Source organism: uncultured Lacinutrix sp. (assembly GCF_947500325.1).
GTDB lineage: Bacteria > Bacteroidota > Bacteroidia > Flavobacteriales > Flavobacteriaceae > Lacinutrix.
Map to the genome: position 1 here is coordinate 132,200 of NZ_CANMRQ010000004.1, position 18,929 is coordinate 151,128.

Sequence of the window (18,929 nt, forward strand, 5' to 3'; positions counted from 1 at the left end):
AAACATAAATTTCCTTATATAATAATATTCTCCTAAATAAAATAAGAATTATCTTGCAAGCCTAAAATCAAACTAAATGCCAACGCAGAAGCAAGTGAATTCCATTAATAATACAAAATATGACACAATAATTATAGGCTCTGGAGTTGGTGGCTTAGCCGCAGCAATTTGTTTGTCTAGAGCAGGTAAAAAAGTATTAGTCTTAGAACAACATGATGTTCCTGGTGGTTGGTGCCATAGTTTTTATCTTAATGGAGATCGGTTTACACCCGGAGTTCACTATGTGGGATTAGTTGGTGATGGTTTATCTACAAGTGAATTATATGAAGGCTTAGGAATCGCGAATGACATGGCTTTCTATCGTCAAAACCCAGATGCTTTCGAGCACTGTTGGATTGGAGATGAACGTTTTGATTATCCAGCAGATTTTAAAACATTTGAAAACCGTTTGATTGAACGTTTTCCTCAAGAAAAGAAAAACATAATCAAATATTTAAAACTAGTTACAAATGTTGGTAAACAATTGGGCTTACTACCAAAAGTGCGAGGTTTATGGCAACAAATCACAATTCCATTTCGTACAAAGCATATGGGGAAATATGCCCCGTTTAGTTTAAAACGAGTTATTGGATGGCATATTAAAGATCCATTATTACAACGCATATTAAATATTCAATTTGGAGATCATGGCTTAGCACCTGCAAAAGCCAGCTTTGTTTTACATGCAGCTATTATGTACCACTATCATGTTGGTGGATTTTACCCAATGGGTGGTGGTGGCGCTATTGTAAAAGCGATGACTAATGCTATAAAAACAAGAGACGGCGTTATTAAAACAAGTACGCCAGTTAAGCGCATTTTAATAGAAAATGGAAAGAAAAGAAAAAAAGCAATAGGAGTAGAGTTGGCCAATGGAGATCAAATATTTGCAAAACAGATTATATCTAATGCAGATCCTGGAATTACATATCAAAAATTAATTGGTGAAGACTATTTAAGCAATAAACTGAAGAGAAAATTAGATAAAACCAAATACTCTTGTACATCGTTAATGCTATTTTTAACTGTTGATATGGATGTTAGAAAAGCGGGCTTAGACTCTGGAAATATATGGCGAATTCCTAATGAAGATATGGATTATTTGTATGATGACATGCAAAAGAAAAACATATTAGAAGGAGAAGAGTTTTCAGGTATGTTTATTAGTTGCACAACACTTAAAGACCCTATTAGTTATAATGGAAAGCATCATACTTTAGAAGCTATTACATATATTAATTATGATGCTTTTGAAGATTTTAAAGATGAAAATATAGAACGTTCTGAAAAGTATTTACAATTTAAAGAAAAAATTATCGCTAAATTTCTTGTTACTTTAGAAAAAGTAATACCAGGTATATCTAATCATATAGTGCAAATGGAATTAGGGACACCTTTAACTAATGAATATTATATTAACTCAACTAGAGGTAGTGTTTATGGTACAGAGAAGAGCTTAAAGCATATAGGACCTTTTGCTTACAAATCTAAAAGTGAAATTGAGAATTTGTATATGTGTGGAGCAAGTATTGTTTCCCATGGCGTTGCAGGAGCTAGCTACTCTGGAGTACAAACAGCAGCAGCAATTTTAGGTTGCCGTCAAGATGACCTAATAAAACCTAATCCAGATCAAAAATTACGTGTTTTTGAAGCCGAAGATGATAGTAATTACCCAGATTGGATGAGAAAAAAGATACAAATGAAACATTCAAAAGCTAAAGCAAGAATATAAGTTGGTTTCGCTTATTTTATAGCAATCATACTAATCTCAACATTAACAAACTTTGGCAGATTAGCGACTTCAACTGTCTCTCTTGCTGGTGCTGTATCATTATCAAAATACTGAGAATAAACAGCGTTTATTTCAGCGAAATTATTCATGTCACTAATAAAAATTGAAGTCTTAACTACGTTTTCAAAAGTCATATCGGCAGCAGTTAAAACTGCTTTCATATTTTCCATGACCTGTTTAGTTTCAGTAGCAATATCATCTAAAATTAATACTCCAGTTTCTGGATGTAGCGCTATTTGACCAGAGGTATATAATGTGTTACCACTTAACACGGCTTGATTGTATGGTCCAATTGGAGCAGGAGCTTTTGTAGTAGATATTATTTTTTTCATAATAACTTTTATTAGTTTTTAATTTCTGTATAAACAGAAACATATATTTATACATTATAAACGCTGGTCTGGTTGACGACGTTTTTCATATTTTAAATCTTTAAGCAGATTCGACTTAATACCTATAAAGAAATTCCATGAAGTACGTGTACTAAAAGGAATCCAACTAAAATTCATTCTCCAACTTAACAAATCGCGCTCAAAACGTAATTGAGTATAGGTAAACCCTTGATTTTTAAAGTCATAACCAGAAGAAGCACCAACTGTCCAACGCGGTGCAACTTCTAAATCTCCAGAAAACATTAGAGAATGTGAAGATATTTCATTTTGACGTGAAGAATTAGCATAATTTACAGCATAAGCTAATCGTAAACTCCAAGGTATTTTATAGTTATATAATTCACCTGGTTTTTCTTCTTCATCTTCTTCATCATTAAAACGTTGGTCTGCAAAATCCTGAGAACGCCCAAATAAATCATCATTTCGGCCACCACTTTGTAATGTTTCATTTCTACTACTTTGACTCGTATTAGATCCTTTATCACTACCATCACTACTTAAACTATAACTTAAGGTTAGATTAGCACTTGTTAATCTAAATAAACTACCTCCATTATTGATATTAAATTTATCAACACGCCTATTGTTATTATCTAAAGCATATGGATCAAGTGTTGCTCCGAAATTTACATTCATTTTATTTTTGAATAACTGAGTACCACCAGACATACGTACAGGGCTCCACTTTAAAGAGTCTCCGGCTACATTATATGATGTAGAAAAGTTTAAATTATTTAATAATATTATCTTTTTAGGTTCAACTTTTGTGCTGTCACGATCACGTACTTTGGCTTCAAAATTATTAGATAAAGACAAACCTACAGCACTTGAAAACGTTTTATTAGGAGCGCCAAATAAGCTACCATCAAAACGTGAAAATTCAACCTCTTCTATAGGATTTCCATTTATATCTGTCACTTCATAAGTATCATAATATTTATCAAAAGCAGGATTTATATTATAACTTATAGATGGCCTCATAACGTGTCGAATTTTTTGAATACGTTTGCCTTCATCATTTTTATCAAAATCGAATAAACCGTAAATAGTAGTACCAATACTAGACCCAAAACTATAGGTTCTAAATGAATCAAAGCCGTTTAAGTCCTCTGTAACTTCTTGATTAGTATCAGCGTCATAAAAGCGATTAATAGTGTTTAAAGTCCATGTTTCATCATAATTAGCAGAAGCGCTAACACTAAAATATTTAAAAACTTTAAAGTTTGTTGTTAAAGGAATACTATGACGCATACCTATTCTAGCGGCATCAAACATTTCGCTTTTAAAGAATAAAGAGTCTGTTGTTTGAATTCTATTTTCACCGCGTACATTGTATTGTACATTTATGTTGTGTATTGCACCTTTCTTAGAACCAACTTTAGGAGCAAAAGGATATATTCTACTAACACTTGCTTGGAGTGTTGGTAAAGTCATGTTTATTGCTTCCGTTTGTGTATTTTGTGAATGAGTAGCGGTTAAGCTCATATTCACTTGAGGTTCGCCTTGAAAAGTTTTAGAGTATGAAATGGATGATGATAATGTATTATTTAAAAAACTAGCAGCATTTACTTGATTTACAGATTGTTGGTAGTAGTTACTACTTCCTAAGTTAACAGAAGCAGAAAATCTAGAACTAGGATTCGATTTTGCATCCTGTTGATGAGACCATCTCAAATTATAAATAGTATTTTTTGAATAGTCTGGAAAACCTCGTTCACTATTAATTAGATTTTCGTACCTAAATCCTATATTACCACTATATCTATAACGCGTTTTATATTTAGATTCAAAACGTAAACCATAACTACCATTAGTATAATAATCACCTAAAACTGCTAAGTCAACATAATCGCTAATTGCAAAATAATACCCTCCATTTTGTAAAAAGTATCCACGATCATTTTGTTCGCCAAAACTTGGAATAATTACTCCTGAAGTTTGTTTGTTAGACATTGGTAAAAAACCAAACGGAATACCTATTGGAGTAGGAACATCATATATAAATAAGTTTGTTAAACCAGTAACAACTTTTTTACCTGGCACAAATTTAGCTTTACGCATTAAAAAGTAATATTCAGGGTCGTCTAAATTTTTAGATGTTGTATATTTTCCTCGTTTTAAAAAATAAACAGAATCATTTTCTTTTTTAGTGAGTTCTGCTTTAATAGTTCCTCCTTGTTGCTCTGTTATAGAATTCCAAATTAATGCTTTTTTAGTATTTGTATTAAAGCGAATAGAATCTGGTTCTACAATATTTTCACCTTGTTTAAAAACTGGGCGTTGAGAAAATTCTCCTGTCGAATCTTTAATTCTACCTGCATAAACTTCATTTTTACTATAATCAATTACAATAATTCCAGCTTTAATTTCCATATCTTGATATGTAATTTCAGCTTCATTGTATAAATACATTTTTTGTTCTTTCCTATTAAATATAGTATGATCTTTAGCTTTATAAGAAACTATAGCTTCTAATAATCCTTTCTTTTTAGGCTTTATAGAATCATTAACGATAGAATCTTTAGATTTCTCATCAATAACGCTTTCGTTTAAGACCTTAGGCTTTAAAAGTGAGTCTATTGAAACCTTAACTGGTTCTTCTTTTTTTTCTGCGGGAATGGTTACACTTTTATTAGGTGTATCCTGAGAGAAGCAAAAAGTGTTGATAAACACTGTAAAACTTAGGGCAAAAAGTATGTTTATTCTATTTGTATGCAATGCTTTTAAATGTATTTTTGCTAAAGTATGGCTCGGTTTTTGAATTGCCAAAATTACATATATTTTTTATGATTAATTTATTATTCTGTAAAATTTAAAAAACCACACTAAACGCTTTAAAAATGGGTTATAACAATATGCAAACGCTACTAAAATCAATTTTCGTATCTATTATAATAGTATTAACAGTTACATTTTCTGCTACCGTTAATGCTCAAATGAATAATGAAAAATTTGTTGTAGTCTTAGATGCTGGCCATGGTGGACGAGAACCAGGTAAAGTTGCAAAATCAGGACTTAAAGAAAAAGATATTACTTTAAAAATAGCTTTAGCCGTTGGAAAAGAACTTGAAAAGAATAAAGATATAAAGGTTGTCTATACTAGAAAAACAGATGTGTTTGTAGATTTATTTGTTAGAGGAAAAATAGCAAATGATGCTAATGCCGATTTATTTGTTTCTTTACATTGTAATGCTCATCATTCTCAAGCATCAGGTTCTGAAACTTATGTTTTGGGACTACATAGAAATAAAACTAATTTTGAAGTTGCAAAAAGGGAGAATTCTGTTATTTTTTCTGAAGAGAATCACGAAGAAAACTATAAAGGCTTTGATCCAAATTCACCTGAATCTTTTGTTGGGTTAACAATAATGCAAGAAGAATATCTAGACCAGAGTATTCTTTTAGCAAAAAACATACAAGATAATTTTACTAATAAGTTAAAACGTAAAAATAGAGGCGTAAAACAGGCAGGGTTTATTGTGCTTCATCAAACTGTCATGCCTAGCGTATTAGTTGAATCGGGTTTTATAACAAATAAGTATGAAGGTAAATATTTAAACTCTAAAAAAGGACAAGCAGAAATAGCAACAGCTATTTCTAACGCAATTCTTAAATATAAAAAAATGATAGATGCAAGCTTTACTGAAGATACTTATATAATTGAAGAGGACACGATTGCAACTAATGATACACCTGTTGTTTTAGAAGAAAAAATAATAAAGAACACTGTCTTTAAGGTTCAAATTGCTGCTGGCTCTAAAAAAATAGAACCCAAACCATATAATTTTAAAGGTTTAGAGGAAGTTTCTAGAGAAAAAGAAGATGATTTATATAAATATTATTACGGCTACACATCAGACATAAACAAAATAAAGAGTATGCAATTAGATGCTAAAAATAAAGGATTTAAAAGTGCGTATATTGTAGCTTATAAAGATGGGAAACGCATAAGTTTAGAAAAAGCCTTAAATGATGGCGCTAAATAGCCTTATTCTTATAAAATTTATTATATTTTTGTTACCAACCAGAACAACCTATACATGTCAAGAGAAGTAAAAACAGCCATATTAGTTATTCTAGGAATAGCATTGTTCATTTTTGGATTTAATTACCTTAAAGGAGAAAACCTTTTAGAATCTGATAATACATTTTATACATCCTTTGAGTATAATGGACTAACAACATCATCGCCTGTTACAATTAAAGGGAATAATATAGGTAGAATTTCAGATATACAATATGATTTTGAAACAGGAAAAACCAAAGTAGCCTTTCAAGTAGATGATAAATTAAAATTTCCTACAGATAGTAAAATTAGATTATATGAAATGGGATTAATGGGAGGGAATGCAATTGCTATAATTCCTGGTCAAAGTAATAAAGTGGCTAAACCTGGTGATTTCATTGAAAGTGAAGTTGAAACTGGTTTAGTATCTAATCTATCGAAAAATTTTTCTGGATTAACTGATGATTTAGATGTTACTTTAAAAGCAGCAGACTCTTTGTTGTTAAATTTAAATGCTATTGTTGAAGATGATTCAGAAAAAGGATTAAAAAGTGCAATAGGAGAACTTAATGCTACACTAAAATCATTTAAAGGATTATCTCAATCATTTAATAAAGTGATTGCAAACAATGAAGATGATTTAAAAACAGTATTAACAAACTTTAATAAAGTTAGTGAAGATCTAGCTGTTTTATCTAATGGATTAAAAGATGTAAAGATTGACGAAACTGTTAAAAGTTTAGATAAAACATTAGCAAATGTAGATGGCCTAATTACAGATTTAAACAAAGGAGAAGGCACATTAGGTCTGTTATTAAAAGATGATAAATTATATAACAATTTAGAAGTTGCATCATACCAATTAAAAGAATTATTACAGGACTTTAAACTAAATCCTAAACGTTATGTAAATGTTTCTGTATTTGGTAAAAAAGCAAAACCATACGTTGAACCAGAAGACGAAAGAGAATAAACTATCCATAAATGAACTACTTACCAAATATCATTTTTGCTATTGCACTATTTTTAGGCATTGGCTATTTTGCAAAAAATGTAAAAAAACTTATTAGAAATATAAAACTAGGACAGCCAAAAGACGTTAATGATAATAAATCGCAACGTTGGAAAAACATGGCTATGATTGCTTTAGGGCAAAGTAAAATGGTTAAACGACCTGTTTCTGGCTTTTTCCACATTATAGTCTATGTAGGTTTTGTAATTATTAATATAGAAGTTTTAGAAATTATTATAGATGGCCTTTTTGGAACTCACCGTATAGGATTAAAAGTATTACCTGAATCACTTTATGGTTTTTTAATTGGTAGTTTTGAAGTATTAGCAGCATTAGTATTTATAGCTGTAGTAATATTTTGGATAAGGAGAAATATTATTAAGATAAAACGTTTTATGAGCTCTGAAATGAAAGGATGGCCAAAAAACGATGGTAATTTTATTTTATACTTTGAAATGGTGTTGATGACACTTTTTTTAGTTATGAATGCTACAGATTCTTCGTTTCAAGACTTAGGTTCAGGAAATATAATTAGCCAATATATAGCTCCAATGTTTAGTAGTTTATCTGAAAGTACTTTACACCTTATTGAACGTGGAGCATGGTGGTTACATATTTTAGGTATTTTAGTATTCTTAAATTATTTATATTTCTCTAAACATTTACACATATTATTAGCATTTCCAAACACTTATTATGGTAAGTTAACACCTAAAGGTCAATTTGAAAACAACGATACTGTTACTAAGGAAGTTATGCTAATGATGGATCCTGACGCTGATCCATTTGCAGCACCAGCTGAAGGAGAAACTGAGGAAGCACCAGCTAAATTTGGTGCTAGTGATGTTCAAGATTTAAGTTGGGTGAATTTAATGAATGCATATACGTGTACAGAATGTGGTCGCTGTACTAGTCAATGCCCAGCAAATCTTACGGGTAAAAAATTATCTCCAAGAAAAATAATGATGGATACCAGAGACCGTTTGGAAGAGGTTGGTAAGAATATTGATAAAAATAAAGGTGTTTTTGTAGATGATGGAAAACAATTGCTAAATGATTATATTACAAAGGAAGAGTTATGGGCTTGTACCACTTGTAATGCATGTGTAGAAGCATGTCCTGTAAGTATAGATCCATTAAATATTATTATGCAAATGCGTAGCTATTTAGTAATGGAGGAATCGGCAGCTCCTATGGAACTTAATAATATGATGACAAATATAGAGAATAATGGAGCGCCATGGCCTTATAATCAAATGGATAGATTGAATTGGAAAGATGAGTAGAAAAATATTGAAACATAGTTATTTTTGCACTGTAATAATCCTATTTATTGCTCAAATATCTATTGCTCAATCATATAAAAAAGACTCTATTCAAATAAAAGCATATACAGAAATAACATATAACAATAATAAAGTAGAATCAATTAAATTAAAAAAAGTATTTTGTGATTATTGTTCTGAATTTCAATTAGAAAGCATTGGAGAAGAAGCACTATACAGAGCTAATGCTGAAAAATATTTACCTGAAAATAAATTAAAAAAAGGAAAAAAACGATTAGCTATATATATAAGGATATCTAAAGTAGATTTTGCTGCTATAAAAAATCCAGAGTTAATAGAAGATCAAAAGCTAATAAAGAATAAAAAAACGGGGCAATTAAATCATTCTCATACTGATGACAAATAAATTAATAACAGTACAAGTTTCAAAAATTTTAACGTTATGCTTTTTAGTTTTTGGATTTATATCCAAAAGCTACTCACAAGACGTTAAAAATAAAGAGTTAGATAGTTTGGCTGTTAAAATGTTTAAGACTATTAATGATAAAGACTATAATTCTATTTTAGAAATGACTCATCCAAAGGTTTTTGATATAGTACCAAAGGAAACAATGGCTACTGTTCTAAAATCAACATTTGAAGGCAATGAGGAGTTTTCAATTGATATGCCAAAAGAAATACCTCAATACAAAATATCCTCAGTTTATAAAGACATAGATAATAATTCAGATTATGCATTTTTATCATACGACTTAAAAATGACTATGTCTTTTAATAATCAAGAATTTGATGAAGAGAGCAAGGAAATGATGAAAAACATGATGTTAATGAAAGGTATGGAGGCAGAGTTTATTTCTAATAATACTTTAAAAGTCCTTATGCTAAATAGGTTAACCATTTTAGTTAAAGATAAAGCAACAAATAATAAATGGGTTATGGTAAATTATGACCCTGATTCACCATTGTTTTTTAAAATATTATCAGTTAATATTATAGAAAAAGCGAAGGAATACAATCAAGGTTTAATGATAGAGAGTAAAAAGGAGCAAAAAAACTAAAATAAAATGAGTGAACAACTTATAGTGCCTACAATGGCAGAATTTATGGCAGAAGGAAAAGAACCAGATATTTTATTTTGGGTAGGATCTGCAGGTAGTTATGATGATAGAGCAAAAAAAATAACAAAAGCTTTTGTTAAAATTCTAAATAAAGCTCAAGTAAACTTTGCAGTTTTAGGAAGTGAAGAAAGCTCTACAGGAGATGTAGCTAAAAGAGCAGGTAATGAGTTTCTTTTCCAAATGCAAGCTGTAACTAATATCGAAATATTAAATGCATATAATATAAAACGTATTGTAACTTGTGATCCACATTCTTTTAATTGTTTAAAAAATGAATATCCAGGTTTAGGTGGTAATTATGAGGTAATTCATCACACACAATTTATTAATCAATTAATTGATTCTGGAAAACTTAAAACCGGAAACACTAATTTTAATGGAAAGCGTATTACTTTTCATGACCCATGTTACTTAGGGAGAGCCAATAAAGTATACGATTCACCAAGAAATGTGTTATCTAATTTAAATGCGAATTTAGTAGAAATGAAACGTAGTAGATCTACGGCTCTATGTTGTGGAGCTGGTGGAGCTCAAATGTTTAAAGAACCAGAACAAGGAGATTTAGATATTAACATTTTGCGAACACAAGATGCTTTAGAAACTAAACCAGATATCATTGCTACAGCTTGTCCATACTGCAATACTATGATGACTGATGGTGTAAAAGGAAAAGAAAAAGAGAATGAAGTTGCTGTAATGGATATAGCAGAATTAATTGCAAGTGCTCAGGGATTATAATTATGGGGATAGGTAAAAAATTAAAAGTAAGAATTATATTTGGTGTAGTTTCTGGATTGTTTTTTGCAATAACAATGTGGTTATTAGATTCTTATTATGATGATGAAACTTTCAACATTAATAAGTTTCTTTTTCATTTCATTTTTTTCGGCATATTTCAAGGTATAATTTCAGGTTTTTATATTAAAAAAGATAAACCAGAATAGAACTTTAGTAAATTATATACTGGAGCAGTAAACTTAAAAACAAAGTATGTTTACTAATAATCAAATAGATATCAATTCAATTCCTAAATTAGAAGATATATCTTTAAATCCCATTTCTAAAAAATATTTAAATATTTTGTATTTAAATATTTTGCTACTTTACTCATCCTTTATAGGAATCATAGTAATAATTAATGTTTTAGTAAAAAAAGACTGGGCCAAAGATTATTTTTGGCATGCCCTTTTCTTTTTGTTAATTTCCTTTTTGTTTCAATGCGTTATTACTTATTTAGGATTTAATAAACGAGCTTATGCATTAAGAACGCAAGATGTTATTCACACTAAGGGCTTATTAGTACATCAAAGAACCACAGTGCCTTTTATAAGAATTCAGCATTTAGAAACAAAACAATCATTTGTCGCAAAAAAACTAAAATTAGCGTCCTTATATGTATATACCGCAGGTGAAGCTGGTGGAGATTTATCTATAAAAGGACTACCAATAGATGAAGCAAATAGAATCAACGAGTTTCTAAATAATAAAATTAATGAGCGACTTTAATTTTATAGAACCATCTAGACAATCTACAAGAGGTATAGCTGTCTTATTTGGGGTTAATGCTTATAAGTTTATAAAAAAACTATTTATACTTATACTAACGTTTTCATATGCTATTATAAAAAAAGGAGAGGTTTTTGGTTTATCGTTAACAAAGATGTTATTAATAGTATTTACTATTATAGTATTAATCGTTTTGCGCTCTATTCTACAGTATTTAAATTTTAAATTTCATATAGTTGGAGAAGATTTTATGCTATCAAAAGGTATTCTTAATAAAGAAAAAATTACAGTATCAAAATCCAAAATTCAAAATATTTATATAAAACAGAATATTCTTCAACAAATTATTAACGTTGTACAGTTAGATATAGAAACTGCTGGAGACGCAAACGCAGAAGTAAACATTACTGCATTAAGTAGAGCAAAAGCATTAGCTTTAAAAGAAGAATTATTATCTCATATAAATCAGACAGAAAAAAACATTAATAAAAGCGCAATTGATGAAAACAATATCTATTACAAAGCGTCAGTAAAAAAACTTTTATTAGAAGGTTTTAGTCAAAATCATGGTAGAAGTTTCCTCTTAATTGCTGGTTTTTTTGGCGGTTTATATTCATCATACAATGATTTATTAGGGGAACTAAAAATAGGAGATAAGATAGATGATTTTATGATTGAAAATCAAGATTCCATTGGTTTTTTAATTCTACTATTTTTCGGCATTTTTATATTTACATTACTGTTTTCTGTAATTTTTTCATTAATTAACACATTCTTACTTAATTACAATTTACAGGTTATAGAACATAAAAAAACAATAGAAATACAAAAAGGGTTATTAAATAAAGTGGCAATACATTTATCCCCATCAAGGATTCAAAATATTGTAATTTCAAATAATAGGTTGAAACGTTATTTCGGATTAAATACATTAGTAATAAAACAAGCAATGGTAGATAAAAGGTTATTAAAACATTTTTCTATTGTTGGTTTAGGAAAGGAACAAGTAACATATTTAACAAAAAAACTAATCAAGAAATTCAAGGTAATTTCTAAAAAAGAGAAACCAGAAAAATATTATATTAGAATTCTTATATATAAATCTTTCTTATCTATTATTTTCTTTAACACTATTAGCTATTTTGTTTTAGAAAATTATTTTTTATTAATTAATATAATACTATTACCCGTAATATCAATTTTAATTCATTGGAGGTATAAAAAAGCATATTATAGTATAAATGACGAAATTTTATTAGTTGGAAGTGGTTCTGTATCAACAATTACACAATTATTAGAAATACATAAAATTCAGGCAGTAGCTACCAAACAAAGTATATTTCAAAAAATCAGAAAAATAACAACCGTTAAAGTGTTTACAGCCTCTAAAGAAACTACTATCTTATATATAAAAGAGGATAAAGCGAATACAATTATAAATTTCTTATTATTTCAAATAGAGTCTGGACGTAAAGATTGGATGTAAAACCGTATTTTTGTAACTTATTTTATATATAGATAGATAATGTTAGTAGATTTTAAAACACTTCCTGAAGAATCAAGAATATGGATATATCAAGCCAATCGTTCATTTTCAGAAACTGAATTAGAAGAGATAAAGGAAAAATTGAATACTTTTATTACAAATTGGACTGCTCATGGAAGTGATTTACAGTCAGGTTACGAGATTAGATACAAACGATTTATCATATTAGCAGTTAATCAAAACTCACAAGCAGCAACTGGTTGTAGTATTGATGCTTCTGTTCATTTTATTCAACAATTAGAGAAGGAATATAATGTAGATTTAATGGATAAGATGAATGTTTCTTATAAGCAAGGAGAATACGTAGCCTACAAAACACTGTCAGATTTTAGAACTATGGCTAAACAAAAAGCCGTTTCAAAAAATACAATTGTCTTTAATAATTTAGTTACAAATATTGCAGAGTTTAATGAAAATTGGGAAGTCCCAGCTAGCGATAGTTGGCATAATAGATTCCTTAATTAGAAACTCTAGACTTATATTGTTTTAGATTTTAAATAATTTACAGATTTATTAAATTATAACTGTAATTATTACACATATTGAACTAATAATAATTTCTATATTTCAATAAAAAAAGCCACTTTTACAAATCATTTATTGTAACGTAAATTTATACAAGTGGCTACAGACATTTTCTTACTCAATATTTCAGGACAGGATAAACCTGGTTTAACATCTGCACTTACAAATGTATTATCAGAATATGAAGCTAAAGTGTTAGATATAGGTCAAGCTAATATTCATGACACTTTATCTTTAGGTATATTGTTTGAAATAAAATCTGGTAAAAAATCTGCTTCGGTATTAAAAGATTTACTTTTCAAATCTTATGAGTTAGGTATTAACGCAAAGTTTACGCCTATTACACTTGATGATTATGAAAATTGGGTTACGCTTCAAGGGAAAGACAGATATATTGTTACCATTTTAGGAGAAAAACTAACAGCAAAGCAAATTTCAGAAGTTACTAAAGTAATTTCTGAAAAAGATTTAAATATAGATTCTATAAAGAGGCTAACAGGGCGCACATCGCTTATTAAGGAGGAAGAAGACCCAAAAGCTTCAATTCAATTATCTATTAGAGGTAAAATAAAAAGCAAAGTAGAATTTACAGAAAAATTCATGCAAATTTCTAGAGATTTAGATGTTGATATTGCTTTTCAAGAAGATAATATTTACAGAAGAAATAGAAGATTAGTCTGTTTTGATATGGATTCTACCTTAATTCAAACAGAGGTTATAGATGAATTAGCAGAATTAGCTGTTGTAGGTAAAGAGGTAAAAGCAATTACAGAGATGGCAATGCAGGGTGAAATTGATTTTAATGAAAGTTTTATAAGGAGAATGAAACTTTTAAAAGGATTAAGTGAAGAAGTTCTCCATGGTGTTGCAGTAAACCTACCTATTACAAAAGGAGCAAGAAGACTAATTACTACTTTAAAAAAATATGGATTTAAAACTGCAATTCTATCTGGAGGCTTTACATACTTTGGTAATTATTTACAAAAAGAACTAGGTATAGACTATGTGTATGCTAACCAACTTGAAATTAAAAATGGTGCTTTAACAGGAGGTTATCTTGGGGAGATTGTAGATGGTAATAAAAAAGCTGAATATCTTAAAGAAATTGCACAAAAAGAAGGTTTACATATTAGTCAAACCATAGCTGTTGGAGATGGAGCTAATGATTTAGCAATGCTAAATCTTGCGGGTTTAGGTATAGCTTTTCATGCAAAACCAAAAGTTAAAGATAATGCTCAAAGCTCTATTTCTAGTATTGGATTAGATGGCGTGTTGTATTTATTAGGCTATCATGACAAACATATAGATTTGTTAGAATAGTATTCCTTTAAATTGTTATTAAAAAGGTTAATTATTTCTTTATAAATCTATCCTAAAACCTTTAATAAGAATTGGAAAAATAATAACTTGGCATAGTTTTTAGTTGTTATATAATTACGGCGACTATAATACCTTAAAATCTATGCGTAAATTACTTTTTTTACTTACTTTTATATTAGTTTCAACTTCATTGCATGCTCAGGAAACTACAAATCCTCTATTAGCAAAAAACGTTGTATCACAAAAAAAATGGGTAGATAGTATATATAATTCTTTGACTTTAAAAGATAAAATTGCACAGCTATACATGGTGCAAGTCTTTTCTAATCAAACAGCAAAAGAAAAAGAAAAAGTAACGCGCTTGATTAAAGAGCATCATATTGGTGGTATCATATACTCTAAAGGTGGGCCAGTTAGACAAGCAAAACTTAATAACGAATTACAATCAGCCTCTAAAATACCTTTGTTAATAGGTATGGATGCAGAATGGGGATTAAGTATGCGCTTAGACTCTACATATTCTTTTCCTTGGAATATGACTCTTGGAGCTATTAAAAATGAACAACTCATTGAGCAAACAGGGAGGCAATTAGGTGAACATTGTAAGCGCTTAGGTGTTCATTTCAATTTTGCGCCAGTTGTTGATATAAATACAAATCCAAATAATCCTATTATTGGTAATCGCTCTTTTGGTGAAGATAGAGATAATGTTACCAATAAAGCTTCAGCTTTTATGAGAGGTATGCAAAGTGCAGGCGTTTTGGCAAATGCAAAACATTTTCCTGGTCATGGAGACACAGAAGACGACTCACACTTGACTTTACCAACTGTTTCATTTAATGAAAAAAGAATTGATTCTATAGAATTATACCCATATAAGAAACTAATAAAAGAAGGTCTATCAAGTGTTATGGTAGCTCACTTAAATATTCCAAGTTTAGAACCTCGTCAAGATTATCCTTCTTCGCTTTCTAAAAATATTGTTACAACCATTCTAAAAGAACGTTTAGGTTTTAAAGGACTAATATTTACTGATGCATTAACAATGAAAGGTGCAGCAAATTTCAAATTTGAAGAGCTTGATGGTAGTACAAATAGTAGTAAAAACACTGTAGGTAATATTGATTTAGCAGCTTTTATGGCTGGAAACGATGTTATGCTAATGTCAGAAAATGTAGCAGAAGGTATCTCAAAACTTGAAAAAGCATATTATAAGAAATTAATTACTGAAGAACGATTAGCGCATTCTGTAAAAAAGGTTTTGCAAGCTAAATATAAAGTAGGTCTATCAAAATACAAGCCAATTAGCACTTATAACTTAGTTAATGATTTAAATCGTATGCGAGATGATACTTTGTATGAAGAGCTTATGGAAGAAGCTATAACTATTGCTCATGATTCTACAAATTTATTACCATTACGTCATTTAGAAACAAAAAAAATAGCTTACGTAAAATTAGGAGACGATGATGGTAAACCATTTTATAACACATTAAAAAAGTATGCAGAAGTACATGAAATTAAAGCGAATACTTTAGATGATTTAATTAAAAAACTACAAAATTACAATACAGTTATTGTTGGCTTTCACAAGTCGAATGCAAGTCCTTGGAAAAGCTACAAATTTAAAGACAAAGAATTGACATGGTTATATGAAATAGCTAGAACAAACACTGTGATTTTAGACGTTTTTGCTAAACCATATACTTTATTAGATATTAAATCTATGACTAATATTGAAAGTGTAGTGGTAAGCTATCAAAATAGTAAAATAGCTCAAGAAACATCTGCAGAGATTATTTTTGGTGCATTAGGAGCTAAAGGAAAATTACCTGTTTCTGCTGGCCCATTTTTTAATTTGGGTGTTGGAAAACAAACACATACTTTAGATCGTTTAGGTTATAGTTTCCCAGAACGTGTTGGGTTAAGCTCCTATAGATTAGAAAAAATAGACTCTATAGCAAACCATGCAGTAAATGCAGGTATGACACCTGGAATACAGCTAATAGTTGCAAGAAAAGGAAAAGTAGTTTATAATAAAAACTTTGGAAAACATACTTATAATGGTAAAGAAAAAGTAAAAGAAGAAGATATATATGATGTAGCTTCTTTAACAAAAATTGTAGCTACACTTCCTTTATTAATGGAATTAGAGGAGCAAGGTATAGTATCATTAGATTCTAAATTATCTGAGTTAATTCCAGAATATAAAAAATCTAATAAAAAGAATGTAACTATTAAAAAAATGCTATCACATTACGCACAATTAAAACCTTGGATTCCTTTTTATTATGCAACTTTAGATTCTGTAACAAAACAACCTTCATCAAAATACTATCGTAAATCGAAAACAGATAAGTTTAGCATTAAAGTAGCTAATAACTTATGGATGCGCAAAGACTATAAAGATTCTATACCAAAACTTATTGAAGAAACAGACTTGCTTTCACGATTGAGATATCGTTACAGTGATTTACCTTATTATATTTTAAAACAGTATATAGAAGACCATTATGGCAAACCATTAAATGAATTGGTGCAAGACCACTTTTATAAATCATTGGGTGCAAATCATACTATTTACAATCCATATAAAACAATTAGTAATAGAAACATTGTTCCTACAGAGGAAGATGATTATTTCCGTTACCAAAAAATACATGGTTACGTTCATGATATGGGAGCAGCAATGCAAGATGGTGTTGGAGGACATGCTGGTGTTTTTAGTAATGCCAATGATATTGCTAAAATTATGCAAATGTATTTACAAAAGGGATATTATGGAGGCGTACAATATTTAAAACCCGAAACAGTAGATAAATTTAATACTTGTTATTATTGCCATAAAAAAGTACGAAGAGGTATTGGTTTCGATAAACCTCAATTAGGAGAATCTGGACCAACCTGTGGTTGTTTGTCTATGAAAAGTTTTGGACACTCAGGATTTACAGGCACCTATACTTGGGCAGATCCAGATGAAGAATTAGTTTATGTTTTTCTAGCTAATAGAACATATCCTACATCTAAAGGAAAAAACATGTTATTACGTGAAAATATTAGAACTAATATTCAAGAAGCAATTTACGAAGCAATTATAAGGTAATCAATCAAAAATAAAGTGTTATTTGAGTAAGTAGCTATTTGCTAATTCGACTTTAAACACTTAAAACCAAAAGAATGAGAATAGGCATAGTATGCTACCCAACATTTGGAGGTAGTGGAGTAGTGGCAACAGAGTTAGGATTAGAGTTATCTAAGCGCGGACACAATATTCACTTTATAACTTATAACCAACCTGTTAGATTAGAATTATTAGGTAATAATGTACACTACCATGAAGTAAACGTACCTGAGTATCCCTTATTTCACTATCAACCATACGAATTAGCTTTATCTAGTAAATTGGTAGATATGGTTAAACTGCATAAAATAGAATTGTTACATGTACACTATGCTATACCGCATGCCTATGCTGCTTATATGGCACAAAAAATGTTAAGAGAAGAAGATATTTACGTTCCTATTGTTACAACTCTACATGGTACAGATATTACACTTGTAGGTAACCATCCTTTTTACAAACCAGCAGTAACGTTTAGTATAAATAAATCAGATGCTGTAACTGCAGTCTCTCAAAGTTTAAAAGAAGATACGCTACGTTTATTTGACATAAAAAAAGAAATTAATGTTATCACTAATTTTATTGACATAAAGAAGTTTAAACATGACTTCACCGATTGTCAACGTGATATGATGGCCACTCAAGATGAAAAAATCATTACTCATATTAGTAACATGAGATCTGTAAAACGCATACCAGATGTAATTAAAACATTCTATAACGTTCAAAAAGAAATACCAGCAAAGTTAATGATGGTTGGAGAAGGACCAGAGCGAGAACCTGCAGAACGATTATGTCGTGAGCTTGGTATTTCAGAAAAAGTAGTGTTTTTTGGGAATAGTAATGAAATTGATCGTATACTTTGCTTTAGCGATTTGTTCTTACTACCAAGTGAGACAGAAAGCTTTGGGTTATCTGCATTAGAAGCTATGGCTTCTAACGTTCCTGTTATATCAAGTAATACTGGAGGTATACCAGAAGTTAATTTAGAAGGGTTTTCTGGCTATTTAAGTAATGTTGGTGATGTAGAATCTATGAGCAATAATGCTTTAGCTATATTAAGAAACGAAAGAAAACTTAATGAATTTAAATTAAATGCTAAAATACAAGCAAGCAAATTTGCTATTGAAAATATAGTACCTAAGTACGAAGCATTATATGAAGAAACATTAAAAACGTGCTTGTTTTCAGAAAAATTATAATCATGCCTACTGAATATTTTTTTTAAAAAGTATTTTTGATATAATATTTTTTAACTTTCTTTTC

16 protein-coding genes are annotated in these 18,929 nt (G+C 29.7%); 14 read left to right on the forward strand and 2 right to left on the reverse strand.

Features of this window, described 5'->3' with window-relative positions; all coding sequences use genetic code 11:
- Nucleotides 1-76 precede the first annotated feature (76 nt).
- Nucleotides 77-1,771 carry an NAD(P)/FAD-dependent oxidoreductase gene (locus Q0997_RS07075; protein WP_299886638.1) on the forward strand — a complete coding sequence of 565 codons (1,695 nt, stop codon included), beginning with the start codon at nucleotides 77-79 and terminating at the stop codon, nucleotides 1,769-1,771.
- Nucleotides 1,772-1,782: 11 nt separating this feature from the next.
- On the opposite strand, the gene Q0997_RS07080 is transcribed toward Q0997_RS07075, so the two are convergent.
- Both Q0997_RS07080 and Q0997_RS07085 read right to left on the reverse strand, forming a co-directional pair.
- Nucleotides 1,783-2,163 (reverse strand): Rid family detoxifying hydrolase, encoded by a 381-nt coding sequence (locus Q0997_RS07080; protein ID WP_299886641.1) that lies wholly within the window; start codon nucleotides 2,161-2,163, stop codon nucleotides 1,783-1,785.
- A 54-nt stretch (nucleotides 2,164-2,217) separates the two neighbouring features.
- Entirely contained in the window at nucleotides 2,218-4,992 is a 2,775-nt protein-coding gene (locus tag Q0997_RS07085) for a putative LPS assembly protein LptD (RefSeq protein ID WP_299886644.1), read from the reverse strand.
- Between the two features lie 86 nt (nucleotides 4,993-5,078).
- On the opposite strand from Q0997_RS07085, the gene Q0997_RS07090 reads away from it, so the two are divergent.
- From Q0997_RS07090 to bshA, 13 genes are all read left to right on the forward strand, one after another.
- Nucleotides 5,079-6,209: an N-acetylmuramoyl-L-alanine amidase gene (locus tag Q0997_RS07090; protein WP_299886647.1), complete on the forward strand. Its 1,131-nt coding sequence runs from the start codon at nucleotides 5,079-5,081 to the stop codon at nucleotides 6,207-6,209.
- A gap of 54 nt (nucleotides 6,210-6,263) precedes the next feature.
- On the forward strand, nucleotides 6,264-7,202 hold the full coding sequence (locus Q0997_RS07095) for an MlaD family protein (RefSeq protein WP_299886650.1): 939 nt from the start codon (nucleotides 6,264-6,266) through the stop codon (nucleotides 7,200-7,202).
- Between the two features lie 11 nt (nucleotides 7,203-7,213).
- Complete coding sequence (locus Q0997_RS07100; RefSeq protein WP_299886652.1) at nucleotides 7,214-8,527, forward strand: (Fe-S)-binding protein; 1,314 nt, start codon at nucleotides 7,214-7,216, stop codon at nucleotides 8,525-8,527.
- The gene (locus Q0997_RS07105; protein ID WP_299886653.1) at nucleotides 8,520-8,933 is read left to right on the forward strand and encodes a hypothetical protein; all 414 of its coding nucleotides are present in this window, start codon (nucleotides 8,520-8,522) and stop codon (nucleotides 8,931-8,933) included. Before Q0997_RS07100 ends, Q0997_RS07105 begins: the two co-directional genes overlap by 8 nt.
- Nucleotides 8,923-9,585: a hypothetical protein gene (locus Q0997_RS07110; RefSeq protein ID WP_299886655.1), complete on the forward strand. Its 663-nt coding sequence runs from the start codon at nucleotides 8,923-8,925 to the stop codon at nucleotides 9,583-9,585. The genes Q0997_RS07105 and Q0997_RS07110 overlap by 11 nt, the downstream gene beginning before the upstream one ends.
- A 6-nt stretch (nucleotides 9,586-9,591) precedes the next feature.
- The gene (locus Q0997_RS07115; protein WP_299886657.1) at nucleotides 9,592-10,383 is read left to right on the forward strand and encodes a (Fe-S)-binding protein; all 792 of its coding nucleotides are present in this window, start codon (nucleotides 9,592-9,594) and stop codon (nucleotides 10,381-10,383) included.
- 2 nt (nucleotides 10,384-10,385) lie between these two features.
- Entirely contained in the window at nucleotides 10,386-10,589 is a 204-nt protein-coding gene (locus Q0997_RS07120) for a hypothetical protein (RefSeq protein ID WP_299886659.1), read from the forward strand.
- 46 nt (nucleotides 10,590-10,635) lie between these two features.
- Complete coding sequence (locus Q0997_RS07125) at nucleotides 10,636-11,151, forward strand: PH domain-containing protein (protein ID WP_299886661.1); 516 nt, start codon at nucleotides 10,636-10,638, stop codon at nucleotides 11,149-11,151.
- The gene (locus tag Q0997_RS07130; protein ID WP_299886663.1) at nucleotides 11,138-12,637 is read left to right on the forward strand and encodes a PH domain-containing protein; all 1,500 of its coding nucleotides are present in this window, start codon (nucleotides 11,138-11,140) and stop codon (nucleotides 12,635-12,637) included. Before Q0997_RS07125 ends, Q0997_RS07130 begins: the two co-directional genes overlap by 14 nt.
- A 39-nt stretch (nucleotides 12,638-12,676) precedes the next feature.
- Nucleotides 12,677-13,162, forward strand: a complete 486-nt coding sequence (locus tag Q0997_RS07135; RefSeq protein WP_299886665.1) for an ABC transporter ATPase — start codon at nucleotides 12,677-12,679, stop codon at nucleotides 13,160-13,162.
- A gap of 156 nt (nucleotides 13,163-13,318) precedes the next feature.
- Nucleotides 13,319-14,542 (forward strand): phosphoserine phosphatase SerB, encoded by a 1,224-nt coding sequence (gene serB / locus Q0997_RS07140; protein WP_299886667.1) that lies wholly within the window; start codon nucleotides 13,319-13,321, stop codon nucleotides 14,540-14,542.
- Between the two features lie 142 nt (nucleotides 14,543-14,684).
- Nucleotides 14,685-17,645: a glycoside hydrolase family 3 N-terminal domain-containing protein gene (locus tag Q0997_RS07145; RefSeq protein ID WP_299886669.1), complete on the forward strand. Its 2,961-nt coding sequence runs from the start codon at nucleotides 14,685-14,687 to the stop codon at nucleotides 17,643-17,645.
- Between the two features lie 74 nt (nucleotides 17,646-17,719).
- Nucleotides 17,720-18,865, forward strand: a complete 1,146-nt coding sequence (bshA, locus tag Q0997_RS07150; protein ID WP_299886671.1) for an N-acetyl-alpha-D-glucosaminyl L-malate synthase BshA — start codon at nucleotides 17,720-17,722, stop codon at nucleotides 18,863-18,865.
- Nucleotides 18,866-18,929 lie beyond the last annotated feature (64 nt).